This is a genomic window from Streptomyces sp. NPDC097129 (assembly GCF_055668065.1).
The window spans coordinates 38,372-54,241 of sequence record NZ_JBVOQE010000022.1 but is presented as its reverse complement, the minus strand read 5'-3'; the positions used below and the strand labels follow the sequence as shown (position 1 = coordinate 54,241).

11 protein-coding genes and 6 tRNA genes are annotated in these 15,870 nt (G+C 71.2%); 8 read left to right on the top strand and 9 right to left on the bottom strand.

Going from position 1 to position 15,870, the window contains the following annotated elements:
- Positions 1–178: 178 nt before the first annotated feature.
- The 3 genes from AC0B9F_RS36425 to AC0B9F_RS36415 all read right to left on the bottom strand — a co-directional run bounded on the left by AC0B9F_RS36425 (position 179) and on the right by AC0B9F_RS36415 (position 1,697).
- Positions 179–252 (bottom strand) — tRNA-Met (locus AC0B9F_RS36425).
- A 153-nt stretch (positions 253–405) separates the two neighbouring features.
- Positions 406–1,056 (bottom strand): GTP cyclohydrolase II, encoded by a 651-nt coding sequence (locus AC0B9F_RS36420; protein WP_472009888.1) that lies wholly within the window; start codon positions 1,054–1,056, stop codon positions 406–408.
- 137 nt (positions 1,057–1,193) lie between these two features.
- Entirely contained in the window at positions 1,194–1,697 is a 504-nt protein-coding gene (locus AC0B9F_RS36415; protein ID WP_472009886.1) for a MarR family winged helix-turn-helix transcriptional regulator, read from the bottom strand.
- 98 nt (positions 1,698–1,795) lie between these two features.
- Here AC0B9F_RS36415 and AC0B9F_RS36410 point away from each other — a divergent pair, with 98 nt between their 5' ends.
- Entirely contained in the window at positions 1,796–2,926 is a 1,131-nt protein-coding gene (locus tag AC0B9F_RS36410; RefSeq protein WP_472009884.1) for a dihydrofolate reductase family protein, read from the top strand.
- An 80-nt stretch (positions 2,927–3,006) separates the two neighbouring features.
- Here AC0B9F_RS36410 and AC0B9F_RS36405 read toward each other — a convergent pair.
- From AC0B9F_RS36405 to AC0B9F_RS36390, 4 genes are all read right to left on the bottom strand, one after another.
- Positions 3,007–3,079: transfer RNA gene (locus AC0B9F_RS36405), tRNA-Lys, on the bottom strand.
- 289 nt (positions 3,080–3,368) lie between these two features.
- Positions 3,369–5,534, bottom strand: a complete 2,166-nt coding sequence (locus tag AC0B9F_RS36400) for a DEAD/DEAH box helicase (RefSeq protein ID WP_472009882.1) — start codon at positions 5,532–5,534, stop codon at positions 3,369–3,371.
- Between the two features lie 255 nt (positions 5,535–5,789).
- On the bottom strand, positions 5,790–6,326 hold the full coding sequence (locus AC0B9F_RS36395) for a hypothetical protein (RefSeq protein ID WP_472009881.1): 537 nt from the start codon (positions 6,324–6,326) through the stop codon (positions 5,790–5,792).
- 188 nt (positions 6,327–6,514) lie between these two features.
- On the bottom strand, positions 6,515–6,865 hold the full coding sequence (locus AC0B9F_RS36390; protein WP_363268238.1) for a metallopeptidase family protein: 351 nt from the start codon (positions 6,863–6,865) through the stop codon (positions 6,515–6,517).
- Positions 6,866–6,948: 83 nt separating this feature from the next.
- Here AC0B9F_RS36390 and AC0B9F_RS36385 point away from each other — a divergent pair, with 83 nt between their 5' ends.
- The 7 genes from AC0B9F_RS36385 (at position 6,949) to AC0B9F_RS36355 (ending at position 13,723) form a co-directional block, all read left to right on the top strand.
- Positions 6,949–8,490 (top strand): metallophosphoesterase family protein, encoded by a 1,542-nt coding sequence (locus AC0B9F_RS36385; RefSeq protein ID WP_472009872.1) that lies wholly within the window; start codon positions 6,949–6,951, stop codon positions 8,488–8,490.
- 81 nt (positions 8,491–8,571) lie between these two features.
- Positions 8,572–8,644: transfer RNA gene (locus tag AC0B9F_RS36380), tRNA-Glu, on the top strand.
- Between the two features lie 60 nt (positions 8,645–8,704).
- Positions 8,705–8,779 (top strand) — tRNA-Asp (locus AC0B9F_RS36375).
- A 24-nt stretch (positions 8,780–8,803) separates the two neighbouring features.
- Positions 8,804–8,877: transfer RNA gene (locus AC0B9F_RS36370), tRNA-Phe, on the top strand.
- A 237-nt stretch (positions 8,878–9,114) separates the two neighbouring features.
- The gene (gene hrpA / locus AC0B9F_RS36365; RefSeq protein WP_472009870.1) at positions 9,115–13,059 is read left to right on the top strand and encodes an ATP-dependent RNA helicase HrpA; all 3,945 of its coding nucleotides are present in this window, start codon (positions 9,115–9,117) and stop codon (positions 13,057–13,059) included.
- 92 nt (positions 13,060–13,151) lie between these two features.
- Positions 13,152–13,226: transfer RNA gene (locus AC0B9F_RS36360), tRNA-Asp, on the top strand.
- A gap of 215 nt (positions 13,227–13,441) precedes the next feature.
- Positions 13,442–13,723, top strand: coding sequence for a DUF6274 family protein (locus tag AC0B9F_RS36355; protein ID WP_472009868.1), 282 nt, complete (start codon positions 13,442–13,444; stop codon positions 13,721–13,723).
- A gap of 439 nt (positions 13,724–14,162) precedes the next feature.
- Here the strand turns inward: AC0B9F_RS36355 and bldC are convergent, their stop codons facing one another.
- Together bldC and AC0B9F_RS36345 are read right to left on the bottom strand one after the other, a co-directional pair.
- Positions 14,163–14,369 carry a developmental transcriptional regulator BldC gene (bldC, locus tag AC0B9F_RS36350; RefSeq protein WP_003949541.1) on the bottom strand — a complete coding sequence of 69 codons (207 nt, stop codon included), beginning with the start codon at positions 14,367–14,369 and terminating at the stop codon, positions 14,163–14,165.
- A 580-nt stretch (positions 14,370–14,949) separates the two neighbouring features.
- On the bottom strand, positions 14,950–15,792 hold the full coding sequence (locus AC0B9F_RS36345) for a DUF8083 family protein (protein WP_472009866.1): 843 nt from the start codon (positions 15,790–15,792) through the stop codon (positions 14,950–14,952).
- Positions 15,793–15,870: the final 78 nt, after the last annotated feature.

Genomic DNA, 15,870 nt, shown 5'->3' with positions numbered 1-15,870 from the left:
CGCTCTTCTCCCACCGTCCCTGTCCGCCGTCGTCCCGCCCGTACAGGTTTTCCGGTGCGGGCGGGGGCGGCGAGCGGTGAGGGCCGACCGGATGACGCCGGGCGCGGAGAGAAGAGGAGGCTGACGACGAAAAAACCGAGGGCCGGAAACCTTTCGGCTTCCGGCCCTCGGCCTTCAGTAGCGGGGACAGGATTTGAACCTGCGACCTCTGGGTTATGAGCCCAGCGAGCTACCGAGCTGCTCCACCCCGCGTCGTTGTGACTCCAGTGTACGTCATCCGCGGGGCACCCGACGACCACGTTCCCCACCAGCCACCGGAGCGCCCCGCCGACCCCCCTTCGCGCACCCCTCCGCGCCCCTTCGCGCGCTCCGCGTCCCTTCGCGCCCCTTCGCGCCCCTCTGGACTCAGCCCACGCCGCGTTCCGCGAGTCCGAGCTCGGCCAGCGGCAGGGTGTGCTGGGTCTGGAGCACCTTGGCGCGCAGGTAGCGCGCGTTGTGCGGGGTGGAGAAGACGCCGGTCGGCACCCGGTCGCGGACGTCGAGCCCGAGGGCGCGCAGCTGACCGGCCTTGTCCGGGTTGTTGGACAGCAGGTCCAGCGACCCGATCCCGAGCGCGGTGAGCATCTGCGCGGCGGCGGTGTAGTCGCGGGCGTCCTCGGGCAGGCCGAGGGCGGCGTTGGCGGCGTAGGTGTCCAGGCCCTGGTCCTGGAGGGCGTAGGCGTCGAGCTTGTTGTAGAGGCCGATGCCGCGTCCCTCCTGGCGCAGGTAGAGCAGGACGCCACCGCGGCCGGCGATGCGTTCGACGGCTTCACGCAGCTGGGGGCCGCAGTCGCAGCGGGCGGAGCCGAAGACGTCGCCGGTCAGGCACTCGGAGTGCAGCCGGACGAGCGGGACCTCGCCCGGCTCGCCGAGGACGACGGCCACGTGCTCCCGGCCGTCGGTGAGGCCGTGGAAGGTGACCAGCTCGGCGTCGGCGCGGTAGCCGTCGGCGAAGCGCAGCGGGACCCGGACGCGGGCGCGCGGGGTGGCGGCGGGGACAACAAGGGCGTCGGCCATACGGGTGCTCCGAGCTCCGATCGATACCACTGCTTCAGATTTGAAGCAGTGCCTTGACCCGGGACCCTACTCCTGCTTGAAAGTTAAAGCAACGCGTGGCGCCGCGAACCCGCCGGATGGACCGCGTGTGACGTGCCTCACCCGCACGGGGGTGCGGACCGCCGGCGCCAGGGAACGTCCTCCGCAGCCGGTCCCTGGAGCGCCCGCGCGATCCCCGCGCAGATCTCCTCCAGCTGCCCGACCTGCTCCCCGCCGAGATGGTCGAACAGCGCCGCCCGGACCGTCTCCACATGGCCGGGGGCCGCGCGCTCGACGTGGGCCAGCCCCTCGCCGGTCAGTACGGCGATGCTGCCCCGCCTGTCCGAGGGGCAGCTCTCGCGCGCGACCAGACCGTCCTTCTCCAGCCGCGTCACCGCGTACGTCAGCCGGCTGCGGGTGATCTTCAGCGCCTCGGCGAGGCCGGTCATCCGCAGCCGCCGCTCGGGCGCCTCGGACAGGGTGGCCAGGATGGAGTAGTACAGATGCGGCATGCCGGCGTCCTGCTGGAGCTGCCGGTCCAGCGCGTCCTCCAGGAGGTGCGTCGCGGCGACATAGGCGCGCCAGGCGCGCTGCTCGTCCGGGGTGAGCCAGCGGGTCGTCATGACGCCAGTGTAAGTTTGTTTCAAACTTGAACCAAGCGGTGACCTGAACCAAGCCGTGACCGTCACCTCGACCGTCACCTCATTCGCCGGGGAGCGCGATGCCCCACCCGTACGTCCTGCTGTCCGCGGCCGTCTCCCTCGACGGCTACCTGGACGACACCGGCCCCGAACGCCTGCTGCTGTCCAGTCCGGCCGACTTCGACCGTGTCGACGAGGTCCGCGCGTCCGTCGACGCCATCCTCATCGGGGCCGGCACCCTGCGCGCCGACAACCCGCGGCTGCTGGTCAACTCCCCCGAGCGGCGGGCGGCCCGCGTGGCGGCCGGCCGGCCGGAGTACCCCCTGAAGGTCGCGGTCTCCGCCTCCGGCGACCTGGACCCGGCGGCGACGTTCTGGCACACGGGCGGCGAGAAGGTCCTCTGTACGACGGAGCGGGGCGCCGAACGCGCGCGCCGCGCCGGCGTCCGCGCGGACATCGTCCCCCTCGGCGACACCCTGGACTGGCCCCGCCTCCTCGACCACCTCCACGACGCCCGGGACGTACGCCGGCTGATGGTCGAGGGCGGAGGCACGATCCACACCCAACTGCTCCAGCAGCAGCTGGCCGACGAACTCCAGCTGGTCCTCTCCCCGCTCCTCGTCGGCGACCCCGCCGCCCCCCGCCTCTTCGGCCCCGGTGCGTACCAGAAGGGCCGCCTGCGCCTGCTGGAGACGCGGCGGATCGAGGACGTCGTCCTCATGCGCTACGTGCCCACCGCCCCCGGCACGGGCACCGGCGCCGCCCCCGCCGACCGCCACTGGCTGGGCCTGGCCTGCGAGCTGGCCCACCGGTGCCCGCCCTCCCGCACGGCGTTCAGCGTCGGCGCGGTGGTCGTCGCGGCCGACGGCACCGAACTGTCCCGCGGCCACTCCCGCGAGGCCGGCGACCCCGCGGTCCACGCCGAGGAGGCCGCCCTCGCCAAGATCCCCGCGGACGACCCCCGCCTGCCCACCGCCACGGTGTACAGCAGCCTGGAGCCCTGCACCCGCCGCGCCTCCCGCCCCCACCCCTGTGCCCAGCTGATCCTCCGGGCAGGCGTACGCCGGGTGGTCACGGCGTGGCGCGAGCCGGACACCTTCGTCAAGGACGCCGACGGAACCGGCGCCCTGACGGCGGCGGGAGTGGACGTGGTGGTGCTACCGGAGTTCGAGAGGGCGGCGCGGGAGCCGAACCGTCATCTGCCGGCCTGACACGACAGCGCCCGGGCCGGTCGGACCGGTCCGGGCGCTGAGAGCGGGCTGGAGGGGGGTGAACCCCTCCCCCGCGGGCGTAGGCCCTGTGGGACTCGAACCCACAACCAATGGATTAAAAGTCCACTGCTCTGCCAATTGAGCTAAGGGCCCGGGCGATGTTGCCTCCCCGAGCATAGCGGGACGAGCCCGCGTCGCCGATCGGGTATCGCCCACGCGGCCGCGTCGGACGGCCGGCGGGGGCCGGAAGTGTCGGCTGTCGACCGGTTCGCGACGGTCGGCGGGACGCGGAAAGGCCCGCACGACCGAAGTCGTACGGGCCTTCACGTCAGTCCTGCGACACCGTCAACGGGTGCGCCGGCGTCAGCCGTTGCGGGCCTCAGCCGTTGCGAGCCTCAGCCGTTGCGGGCCTCAGCCGTTGCGGGCGTCAGCCGTGCGGGCATCAGCCGTTGCGCTTCCAGCGCGGCTTGTCGTCGCGGCGGCCGAAGGAGGAGGAAGAGGAGGGGCCACCACGGTGGTCGTCACGGCGGCCGTTGGGGCGCTCGTGGCCGCCGGTGCGGAAGCCCGGGCGGTCGTCGCGACGGTCGCGGTTGAACGGGCGGTCGTTGCCACGGTGCCCGCCACGCTCGTCACGGCGGAAGCCACCGCGGTCGTCACGGCGCTCGAAGGTACGGCCACCACGGTCGCGGTCGACCGGACGACGCTCGTCCCGGCGGAAGCCGCCACGGTCGTCGTCCCGGCGGAAACCGCCACGGTCGTCCTCACGGCGGAAACCGCCACGGTCGCCACCACGGTCACCGCGCTCGCCGCGCTCACCGTCCCGGCGCTCGAAGGAACGGCCACCGCGGTCGCGGTCGAACGGACGACGCTCGTCACGGCGGAAGCCGCCACGGTCACCGCCGCGGTCACCGCGCTCGCCGTCCCGGCGGTCGAAACCGCGCTCACGGTCCCGGCGGTCGAAGGAGCGACGGTCGTCACGGTCCTGCGGACGGCGGTCGTCACGGTCGAAGGAACGACGGTCGTCACGGCGGAAGCCACCGCGGTCACCGCCACGGTCGCCGTCCCGGCGCTCGCGACGCTCGTACGACGACGCCGCCGGACGCTCCGCGCGCTCGGCGCGGTCCACGTCCTCGGCGCCCGGCTGCTCCGGCACCGACACCTCGGCCACGGCCTGCGCCGCGGCGGCCTCGACGGCCGCGGCCGGGTCCTCGCCCCGCTCGCGCGCCACCCGGGCGACGAGCCGGTCGGCCTCCTCGCGCAGCTCCGTCGCACGCCGCTGGGCGCGCTCCAGCTCCTTGGTGAGCTGGGCGACCTCACGCTCGGCCTGGGCCGCGGCGTTGCCCGCGGACTCGGCCTGGACCTCGGTCATCGACCGGGCGCCGGTGATGTCGGCGACCTCCGGGTCGAAGGCGTCGCCGCCCTGGATGATGTGACGCCCGGCGTCCACGCCGGCGTCCTCCATCAGGCGGAAGATCTGACGGCGCTGGTGCGGCAGGGAGAGGGAGACGACCGTGCCCGTGCGGCCGGCACGCGCCGTGCGGCCCGCGCGGTGCAGGTAGTCCTTGTGGTCGCCGGCCGGGTCGACGTTCAGCACCAGGTCGATGCCGTCGACGTGGATGCCGCGCGCGGCGACGTCGGTGGCGACCAGGCAGTTGACGTAACCGTCCTTGAAGTCGGCCAGGGTCCGGGTGCGGGCGCCCTGCGTCATGCCGCCGTGCAGCGCGTCGGCCTTCACACCGGCGTCGCGCAGCTGCTCGGCGATGCGGTCCGCGCCGAGCTGGGTGCGCACGAAGATGATGGTGCGGCCCTTGCGGGAGGCGATCGCGGCGGTGACCGGCGCCTTGTCCTTGGGCTTCACGATCAGGATGTGGTGCGACATGGTCGTGACGTTGCCCTGGGCGCTGTCGACCTCGTGCGTGACCGGGTCGCTCAGGTAGCGCTTGACCAGCGTGGAGATCTCGTTCTCCATCGTGGCCGAGAACAGCATCCGCTGGCCGCCGGCCGGGATCTGGTCGAGCAGCTCGGTGACCTCGGGCAGGAAGCCCAGGTCGGACATCTGGTCGGCCTCGTCGAGGACGGCGACCTCGACGTTCTCCAGGGAGCAGGCGCCGCGGTTGATGATGTCGCGCAGACGGCCCGGGGTGGCGACGAGGACGTCGACGCCGCGCTCCAGGGCGTAGATCTGGTTGCCCATCGACGTACCGCCGCAGACGACCTTCATCTTGAGGCCGAGGACGTCGCCGTACGGCTGGAGGGCGTCCGCGACCTGCATCGCGAGCTCACGGGTCGGGGTGAGGATGACGGCGCGCGGCTTGTGCTTGTCGGTGCGGCCGCCGGCGAGGCGGGCCAGGGTCGGCAGACCGAAGGAGAGGGTCTTGCCGGAGCCGGTGCGGCCCCGGCCGAGGATGTCCTTGCCGGCCAGGGCGTCCGGGATGGTCGCGGCCTGGATCGGGAAGGGGGTGGTCACGCCGTTCTGCGCGAGCTTGCGCACGACGCCCTCGGGCAGACCGAGGTCGGAGAAAGTGATCTCGGGGGTGGTGTCCTGAGGGGTGTCCTGGGGGTCGTTGTCCTCGGACACGACGACGTGATCAGTACTGGCGATGGACATGCGAATGCGAAACCTTCCGGAGTCTCGTCGGCACGCGCCCGTCAACTCCGTGATTCGCACACGACCGCCTCGATGCGGTCCGCCACGGCAAGGGAGAGTACGCGCCACACGGCGCGCTTCTGCGTTGGCGCCGGGCAAATGGGATCAAACGATCTACCACCATACGCACCTCTTACCCCTGAAGGCAAACCGCGTGGATGAGCCGCTGCTCACACCGGCGGTACGGGAAGCCGGGCGCCGGCCCCTGGCCACGGCTCACACCGGCACCCCGGCCTCGGGCGCCGGCTCCCGCTGTGCCAGCTGCGGGCCGGTCTCCTCGTGCGCGGACGAGGAGGGCTGCGGGGCCGGCGGCTCGGAGGTCGCGGGCGGCTGCGACGGCTCCGGCGTGGGCTCCGGCTCCGGCGTGGCGTGCGTCGGGGTCGGCTGCGCCCTGGTGGGCGACGGCGCAGGCGGGCGCGGGGGCTGCGGCACGGCCGAGGGCAGGCCGCTCACCGCCTGCGACGGCGTGGCCGTCGCTGCGGCCGACGCCGTGGCCCGGTCGCCGGACGCGCTCGGGCCGTCCTTGGCGTCACCGTGCCCGTGCCCGTGCGCGTCGCGTCCGGCCCCGGCGCCGCCCCCTCCGCCACCGGACACCCCCGCGCCCCCGTCGGGCGCCTCACCGCCCCGCGCCCCCGCCGAGTGCGACGGCCTGGCCCGGCTTCCGTCCTCGTCCCTCACGCTCATGCAGCCGGCGGCCGCGGCCACGGCGATGACCGCGGCGGCCAGGCGGACGGGTACGTACAAGGGGCGCACGGGCAGCCACCTCCGGGATGAGGGAGAGTCGACGTGCCCAACTCCCGCCGCCCACAAGAGGACACGCCCGGGCCCCTGCCGTCCGGAGGCGAGCAGGTGCACGGCAGGACGCGCTCGCCGCCGCCGCTCGGCACGGATCGGCGCCGTGAGCGGTCTCCCCTCGGCCGTGGGCCGCGCGCCGGCGGGACCTACCCGTAGCCCAGGCTGTGCAGCCGGGCGTCGTCGATCCCGAAGTGGTGCGCGATCTCGTGGACCACGGTGATCTCGACCTCCTTCACGACCTCCGCACGGCTCTCGCAGAACCGCAGGGTCGGCCCCCGGTAGACGGTGATGCGGTCCGGCAGCACCCCGGCGTACCACTCCCCGCGATCGGTCAACGGGGTGCCCTCGTACAGCCCGAGCAGCTCGGGATCGTCCGCCGGCGGTTCGTCCTCGACGAACACCGCCACGTTGTCCATCAGCCGCGTCAACTCCGGCGGGATCCGGTCCAGCGCCTCGGCGACCAGTTCCTCGAACTCCTCGCGCGTCATCTCCAGCACACCGCCATTGTCCGGTACGACACCCTCCCGCGACCGCCGTACGGCGCCGCATATCCGCACCCGCACCTGGGCATACGGCACCAATGGTCCGCGTCCTCGCCGCAGCCCGTCACCGCACGAAACGACCCCGCCCCACCCCGCTCACCCTCGACGACCAGCCCTCCCCCTGGCTGCGCGCCTGCGGCATGATCGCGGTCGTACTGCTCGGCGCCTGGCTGGGCCTGCTGGTCGTCGGCGACGTCCGGGTGCCTGTCGGCCCCATGGACACGACCATGACGCTGCGCCCGTCCCTGGACGGCGGCACGAAGATCAACGTCTCGCCGCTCGGCGCGCTCCACCTGGACAGCCACATCGCCCCCGTCCGCCTGGACGTCAACGTCGACCAGCTCGACCCGGACCGCGCCCAGGCCCTCGTCGACCACCCCGAGCGCATCTCCGGCCTCCAGGACGAGGTCGCCCGGGACGTCGAGCACGGCACGCTCGACCTGGCCGTCCGCTCCTGCGTGGCCGTCGTCATCGGCGCGACGGCTCTGGGCCTGGCGGTCTACCGCCGCCCCCGCCGCGCCCTGGCCGCCGGCGGCCTCGCCCTCGCCCTGCTGACCGCCTGCGGAGTGACGGCGTACGCGACCTGGAACCCCAAGTCCGTGCTGGAGCCGAAATTCTCGGGCCTGCTCTCCTCCGCGCCCTCGGTCGTCGGCAACGCACGCAGCATCGTGACCGAATTCGACGTCTACCAGAAGGAACTGGCCCGCCTGGTGACGAACGTGACCAAGCTGTACGACGTCACCTCCACCCTCCCCGCCTACCAGCCGGACCCGACGACCATCCGCGTCCTGCACGTCTCCGACATCCACCTCAACCCGGCGAGCTGGAAGATCATCGGCTCGCTGGTGCAGCAGTACAAGGTCGATGTGATCGTCGACTCCGGCGACACCATGGACCACGGCACGGCCGCCGAGAACGGCTTCCTGGACCCCGTACGGGACCTCGGCGCGCCCTACATCTGGGTGCGGGGCAACCACGACTCGGCCACCACGCAGCACTACCTGGAGCGGATGAAGAACGTCCATGTCCTGGACGACGGCCGGGCCGTGTCCGTCGCCGGACTGCGCTTCGCCGGCACCGGCGATCCGCAGTACACCCCCGACCGCTCGGTCGAGCCGGGCGGCGACGCGGCGGAGGAACTGGCCGGCGCGCGCCTGGCCTCCGCCCTGCGCGACCAGAAGGCCAAGGGCACGCCGGTGGACATCGCGATCGCCCACGAACCGGTCGCGGCCCGCCAGACGGACGGCGAGGTGCCGCTGGTCCTGGCCGGTCACATCCACCACGAGGCGACCGAGCTGCTCCCCTACGGCACGCGTCTGCGCGTCGAGGGATCCACGGGCGGCAGCGGACTGCGCGCGGTGGAGGGAAAGCACCCGGACCCGATCGAGGCGTCGATCCTCTACCTGGACCGCGACACCCACCGCCTGCAGGCCTGGGACGAGATCGAACTGGGCGGACTGGGCCTGACGACGGCCGAGGTCAGCCGCCACCTGCCGAAGGAGAACCAGCCCGGCGGCTCACCCGCCCCGTCGTCCCCGCCGGCCGCCACCCCGTCGTCGCCGTCGCCCGCCCGCCGCTGAAACCGTTTTGGCGATACCCCCCGCCATCCCATATGCTTCTCACGTCCCCGACGCGCTGAGAAGCGCCCAGGCGGGCCGATAGCCCTCATCGTCTAGCGGCCTAGGACGCCGCCCTTTCAAGGCGGTAGCACGGGTTCGAATCCCGTTGGGGGCACGCAGTATCGTGTGCGACACTGTCCTAGGCGTCAGCCGAAGGCAAGCGCAGACACCACTTGGTCCTGTGGAGCAGTTTGGAGTGCTCGCCACCCTGTCAAGGTGGAGGCCGCGGGTTCAAATCCCGTCAGGACCGCTGAGGTTTCACGTGAAACCTCGTGGCTGGGTAGCTCAGTTGGTACGAGCGTCCGACTGAAAATCGGAAGGTCGCCGGTTCGACCCCGGCCCCAGCCACAACAGCCCTTTCAGGGCCCACACCCCCTCCGGGATTCCGGAGGGGGTGTTCTCGTATGGGTCAGCGGGTCTCGGTGCAGCCCGCGACCAAGTGGGCGGCGGCGTGCTCAGGTCCGGTCACCGGGTGATCAACTTCCGGCCATGTGACGCTGTCCACACCCCGTCGGCCCCGCCCACCGGTCGCCCGGAGCAAATCGTTCGCCAGTCTTTTGGGCGAGGTGAGATCCTGGATCGCGTATGTCTACGCACCCTGCCCCCGCCCTCGGCGCCCTCGCGCCCCGTCTGACCGAGCTGTCCCTGCGTGACGCGCACCGGCTCGGGCGCAGGCTCGAAGGTGCGCGCAAGATCCGCAAGCCGGAGGCCCGCGCCGCCGTCCTCGCCGAGATCGAGGCCGAGGTCGGCAAGGCCGCGGAGCGGATGAGCGCCCGCCGCGAGCGTGTGCCCGCGGTCACCTATCCCGAGCAGTTGCCCGTCAGCCAGAAGAAGGACGACATCGCGGCCGCCATCCGCGATCACCAGGTCGTCATCGTCGCCGGTGAGACGGGTTCCGGTAAGACCACGCAGATCCCGAAGATCTGTCTGGAGCTGGGCCGGGGCGTGCGCGGCATGATCGGGCACACCCAGCCGCGCCGGATCGCCGCCCGCACCGTCGCCGAGCGCGTCGCGGAGGAGCTGAAGACTCCCCTGGGCGAGGCCGTCGGCTGGAAGGTCCGCTTCACCGACCAGGTGAACCCGGACGCCACCTTCGTCAAGCTGATGACGGACGGCATCCTGCTCGCCGAGATCCAGACCGACCGCGAGCTGCGCGCCTACGACACGATCATCATCGACGAGGCCCACGAGCGGTCCCTGAACATCGACTTCCTGCTCGGCTATCTCGCCCAGCTCCTGCCCAAGCGCCCCGACCTCAAGGTCGTCATCACGTCGGCCACCATCGACCCGGAGCGTTTCTCCCGGCACTTCGGCAACGCTCCGATCATCGAGGTCAGCGGCCGGACGTATCCCGTGGAGGTGCGCTACCGGCCCCTGCTCGAAGAGGACCGCGACGACGCCGACCGCGACCAGATCACCGCGATCACGGACGCCGTCGAGGAGCTGATGGCGGAGGGCAAGGGCGACATCCTCGTCTTCCTCTCCGGTGAGCGGGAGATCCGGGACACCGCGGACGCGCTGACGAAGAAGCAGTACAGGTTCACCGAGATCCTTCCCCTGTACGCCCGCCTCTCGCACGCCGAGCAGCACCGGGTCTTCCAGCCGCACACCGGGCGCAGGATCGTTCTGGCGACCAACGTCGCCGAGACCTCCCTGACCGTCCCCGGGATCAAGTACGTCATCGACCCCGGCTTCGCCCGCATCAGCCGCTACAGCCATCGCACCAAGGTGCAGCGGCTGCCGATCGAGCCGGTCTCCCAGGCCAGCGCCAACCAGCGCAAGGGCCGCTGCGGCCGTACCTCCGACGGCATCTGCATCCGCCTGTACAGCGAGGAGGACTTCGAGGGCCGCCCGGAGTTCACGGACGCCGAGATCCTCCGTACGAACCTGGCCTCCGTCATCCTGCAGATGACCGCGGCCGGCCTCGGCGACATCGAGAAGTTCCCCTTCATCGACCCGCCGGACCACCGCAACATCCGTGACGGCGTCCAGCTGCTGCAGGAGCTGCACGCCCTGGACCCGGCCCAGAAGGACCCGCGCAAGCGCCTGACCGACACCGGCCGCAAGCTCGCCCAGCTGCCCGTCGACCCGCGTCTGGCCCGGATGGTGCTGGAGGCCGACAAGAACGGCTGTGTCCGCGAGGTCATGGTCATAGCGGCGGCGCTGTCCATCCAGGACCCGCGTGAGCGCCCCGCCGACAAGCAGGCCCAGGCAGACCAGCAGCACGCCCGCTTCAAGGACGAGACCAGCGACTTCCTCGCCTACCTCAACCTGTGGCGGTACCTCCGCGAGCAGCAGAAGGAGCGCGGGTCCAGCTCCTTCCGCCGTATGTGCAAGCAGGAGTACCTGAACTTCCTGCGCATTCGCGAATGGCAGGACATCTACGCGCAGCTGCGCACGGTCGCCAAGCAGATGGGCATCCACGTCAACGAGGACGACGCGCCCGCCGACCGCGTGCACGTGTCGCTTCTCGCCGGTCTGCTGTCCCACATCGGGATGAAGGACGTCAAGGACGGCAACAAGAACGAGTACGTGGGCGCCCGCAGCGCGAAGTTCGCGATCTTCCCGGGCTCGGCGCTGTTCAAGAAGCAGCCTCGCTTCCTGATGTCCGCGGAGCTCGTCGAGACGTCGCGCCTGTGGGCCCGGGTCAACGCGAAGATCGAGCCCGAGTGGGTGGAGCCGCTCGCCGGGCACCTGATCAAGCGGACGTACAGCGAACCGCACTGGGAGAAGGACCAGGCCGCGGTGATGGCGTACGAGAAGGTCACGCTGTACGGCGTGCCGATCGTCGCCCAGCGCAAGGTGAACTACGGCCGGATCGACCCCGAGGCCAGCCGCGAGCTGTTCATCCGCAACGCCCTGGTGGAGGGCGACTGGCGCACGCACCACAAGTTCTTCTCGGACAACCGCAGGCTCCTGAGCGAGGTCGAGGAGCTGGAGCACCGGGCCCGCCGCCGTGACATCGTCGTGGACGACGAGACGCTGTTCGACTTCTACGACCAGCGGGTGCCCGAACACGTCGTGTCCGGCGCGCACTTCGACTCCTGGTGGAAGCACAAGCGGCACGAGCAGCCGGACTTCCTGGACTTCGAGCGGGAGATGCTCGTCCGGGAGGCGGCGGAGTCGGTGACGAAGGCCGACTATCCGGACTCCTGGCAGCAGGGGAATCTGAAGTTCAGGGTGACGTACCAGTTCGAGCCGGGCGCGGACGCGGACGGTGTGACCGTCCACATCCCGCTCCAGGTCCTCAACCAGGTCACCGGCGAGGGCTTCGACTGGCAGATCCCGGGCCTGCGGGAGGAGCTGGTCACCGAGCTGATCCGGTCCCTTCCCAAGCCCATCCGCCGCCACTACGTGCCCGCGCCGAACTACGCGAAGGCGTTCCTGCAGAAGGCGGTGCCCCTTCAGGAGCCGCTGACCACGACGATGGCCCGTGAGCTGAAGCGCATGGTGGGGGTGCCCTTCGAGGCGGAGGACTTCGACTGGGCGAGGATCCCCGACCACCTGAAGATCACGTTCCGGATCGTCGACGAGCGGCGCCGCAAGCTGGCCGAGGACAAGGATCTCGAGGCGCTGAGGCTCCAGCTGAAGCCGAAGGCCCGCAAGGCCCTCTCGCAGGCCGCCGCGGCGACCGCGTCCCGGCAGGGCGGGGAGTCGCTGGAGCGCAAGGGGCTGACGGACTGGACGATCGGCACGCTGACCCGCGTCTTCGAGACCCGCCGCGCCGGCCAGCCGGTGAAGGCGTACCCGGCGCTGGTGGACGACGGCGACACGGTCTCCGTTCGCCTCTTCGACACGGAGGCGGAGCAGGCGGAGGCCATGTGGAAGGGCACCCGCCGGCTGATCCTGCGCAACATCCCGGTCAACCCGGCGAAGTTCGCATCCGAAAAGCTGACGAACGCCCAGAAGCTCGCGCTGTCGGCGAATCCGCACGGCTCGATCCAGGCGCTGTTCGACGACTGCGCGATGGCGGCGGCGGACAAGCTGATCGCCGACTTCGGCGGCCCGGCCTGGGACGAGGAGTCCTACCGGAAGCTGTACGACAAGGTGCGCGCGGAGATCGTGGACACGACCGTGCGCACGGTGGGCCAGGTCCAGCAGGTGCTGGCCGCCTGGCAGGCCTGTGAGCGCCGTCTGAAGGCCGTGCGCAGCCCGGTGCTGCTGGCGAACCTGCAGGACGTGCGCGGGCAGCTGGACGCCCTGGTGAAGCCGGGCTTCGTGACTGCGGCGGGGCTGCGGCGGCTGCCGGACCTGATGCGGTATCTGATCGCGGCGGACCGGCGGCTCCAGCAGATGCCGACGGCCGTGCAGCGGGACACCACGCGCATGGAGAAGGTCCACGAGATGCAGGACGAGTACGCGTGGCTGCTGGAGCAGATGCCGCAGGGGCGGCCGGTTCCGCAGCAGGTCCTGGACATCCGCTGGATGATCGAGGAACTGCGGGTCAGCTACTTCGCCCACGCGCTGGGCACGGCGTACCCGGTCTCGGACAAGCGGATCGTGAAGGCGATCGACGCGGCCGCGCCGTAGCGGGGTGTGCGCGGAGGGTGAGTTCGACCAGTGGGCTCACCCTCCTGTACAGTCCTTCTCGCAGCGCAAGCACGGCAAGCGCCGCAACGCCTGGTCCTGTGGAGCAGTTTGGAGTGCTCGCCACCCTGTCAAGGTGGAGGCCGCGGGTTCAAATCCCGTCAGGACCGCAATAATGAGGGCCCGTCCGATAGTGGACGGGCCCTTTGCTTTGGGGCGAGGGCCCGGGTCGGACGACCCGGGCCCTCGTGCGTTCCAAGGCTCCGGGGCGTCGCACAAGCCCCGCCGCGGCCCTGCGTGGCTCACGCGGCCTTGACGGCGTCACATTCCGCCAGTACCCCAGAAGCACGGAACCCGTTCCCCGCGGGGCTGACGGAGGTGGCGTATGGCGGCAGCGGCGAAGCACGAGACGCGGGCGCTGCTCCGGGCGCATCTGTCGGCCGCTTCGTCGTACCGGCATCTGACCCGCCACTGTCCGATCTGCCACCACCTGCTGCGGCTGGCGCTGACCACGACCCCGGCACCAGCCCAGGGCCAGCCCCCGGCGCCGGCCCCAACCCCGGTCCTGACCCCGGCGAACCCGCAACCCGCCTGCGAGGCCGCGGAGGACGAACCTCCCGGCCCTCCCGGATCTCCGGGCCCTCCCGGCTCTCCCGGCGCGGCGTGAGCGCACACCCGCCCAACACCCCTGCCCGCAGGGGATGCTGGAACCCGCGGTTCCACTAGCGCACTCCGGTGCCGGGCAACAAGGACAGTGGCATGTGACGGGAGTCACCGCATGAGTTTGCGGAGGGCCCGTTCTTACCCCGCTCCTACAACCCGTCAATTTAATATGTGCAATTGCACCAGCGTCAGGGCATCCCCGCGGAGTCCGACCAGACTCCGACAAGGGCGCGCACAGACCCCCGCCAGGACGCGCACGGTGGGCGCACCGCGCACAAAAAAGATCGCGCTGGACCCGGCGGAGTCCAGCGCGATCGACGACGCACCCTTGCGTTCCGTGTGGGCGTGGGGCCTGTTGGGGCAGTCCCCGCGTCGTTTGGAGCTGTGGTTCCGGGCGGTCCGACAGGTTGGGGGACCTGGCGTTTCGCCCGTTATTCGGTTGTTCAGGCCTCGCTGCGCTGCTGCGGGATGCCCGCGAGCAGAGCGCGGACCTCGGCCTCGCGGTAGCGGCGGTGCCCGCCGAGCGTGCGGATCGACGTGAGCTTGCCGGCCTTCGCCCAGCGCGTGACCGTCTTCGGGTCGACGCGGAACATGGTGGCGACCTCAGCCGGGGTCAGCAGCGGCTCGGCATCAGGGGTGCGAGCGGTCATGAGCGGCCTCCTCGGGAGAACCGAACCTTCTCGGTTCTTTCCTCTAAATTCTGCACCTTGACCCGCGTTGCCCGAAATGGCGGACGCGAGTCGAGTCGGTTATAGGACGAACGGCTTGTCCTCGGCACTACAACTACACCATCTGTCCAGCCGCGTCGGCCAAACCGATGGAATTGCCCTCCCAGGTGTTCATCAGCGACGGAAGCCGATGGACCATGCCATAGCGGACAGTCACGCCACTGTGACGATCAGTCACAGTGGCGTCAGGAGATACCAGACCCCCCAAAGCGTGCAATGCTGAGATTCCGCCCACAGTGGAGCATAGTTGGGCGGACGGAGCCCTCCCCGGACTCCTTGTCCTATTTTGGCACGAGGGCGGGTAACGGGCGCAAGGGGGGTGTAAGTGCGTTCTGTCACGCTTGACACAAACGCCCGGATCGGGGCCTACGTCCCGTCAACTCGCGTAGTGCGGAGTCCGTCCGGTGTGTAGACCGTACGCGGTGACCGGCGTCACGGCCGTGACGCAGATCACTTCACTCGAACCTCTGTCGGATCATCCGTCGCACGGGCTGGCGGTATGTCAGTTCGCCGACCGCAGGTCCCGCACCGACCGCCAGCGCTCCACCAGCCGCCCGTAGGCCGCGCCGGCCGCCGCCCCGTCCCCGCGCCGCAGCGCCGCGATCCCCTCGGCCACATCGGCCGCCGAGTGGTCGTCCTCCAGCGACCCCGCGGGCAGCGCGTGCACCAGGCCGCCGTAGTCCAGCTCCACCAGCGAGCGCGGGTGGAACTCCTCCAGCCAGCGCCCCACGTCCACGACGCCCTCGACCAGCGGCCCCTCGTCCATCGTGTCCTTCAGGGTGCGCAGCGCCCGGGCCACCCGGCGCCGGGCCTGGACCATCGGCGTGCGGTAGCGCAGCACCGGGGGCAGGTCGGCGGAGCCCTTGTCGTACTGGCGCTCCTCGTCGGAGACCAGCACGAACCAGTTCAGCGGCACCTGCCAGGTGGCCGTGCGGATCCACGGCCGGGCGTCGGGGTTGCGCTCCCGCCAGCGCTCGTAGTCCTGGGCCGCCTGGCGGCGCACCACCTCGGGCAGGACGGCCTCCAGCACCGGCTTCGGCAGCTCCTCGCCCAGGCCGGCCAGCGCCTGCCAGCCGCGCAGCCGGGTGCGCCACGGGCACACGCACACCACGCCGTCCACCTCCAGCACGAAGGCGTCGTCGCTCTCGTGCACCGGCACGGCGACGGGGGGCACGGGCAGCAGGTCGGCCAGGGAGCGGCGCAGCTCGTCCTGGTAGGAGGGGCGCTCGGGGCGGCGGGCATAGCGCGCCCAGTGGCCGCGCTCCGGCTCAGGGAAGGCGGCCAGCGGCTCGTACACCCGCAGATACGCCGCGTACGGGACGATCACCGAGGACACCTTGGGCACGCCTGCTCCCTCCCCCGCGGGCCGCTGCGGAAACCTGGCGGGCCCGCGCCCGCACCCTGCGGGAAATCCATGCAAATC

Bases quoted from the DNA above. Each gene is read 5' to 3' on its own strand.
- AC0B9F_RS36385 (WP_472009872.1), top strand. From the start codon at position 6,949: ATGGTCCGCGTCCTCGCCGCAGCCCGTCACCGCACGAAACGACCCCGC.
- AC0B9F_RS36355 (WP_472009868.1), top strand. From the start codon at position 13,442: ATGGCGGCAGCGGCGAAGCACGAGACGCGGGCGCTGCTCCGGGCGCAT.
- AC0B9F_RS36410 (WP_472009884.1), top strand. From the start codon at position 1,796: ATGCCCCACCCGTACGTCCTGCTGTCCGCGGCCGTCTCCCTCGACGGC.
- AC0B9F_RS36400 (WP_472009882.1), bottom strand. From the start codon at position 5,534: ATGTCCATCGCCAGTACTGATCACGTCGTCGTGTCCGAGGACAACGAC.
- bldC (WP_003949541.1), bottom strand. From the start codon at position 14,369: ATGACCGCTCGCACCCCTGATGCCGAGCCGCTGCTGACCCCGGCTGAG.
- AC0B9F_RS36420 (WP_472009888.1), bottom strand. From the start codon at position 1,056: ATGGCCGACGCCCTTGTTGTCCCCGCCGCCACCCCGCGCGCCCGCGTC.
- hrpA (WP_472009870.1), top strand. From the start codon at position 9,115: ATGTCTACGCACCCTGCCCCCGCCCTCGGCGCCCTCGCGCCCCGTCTG.
- AC0B9F_RS36415 (WP_472009886.1), bottom strand. From the start codon at position 1,697: ATGACGACCCGCTGGCTCACCCCGGACGAGCAGCGCGCCTGGCGCGCC.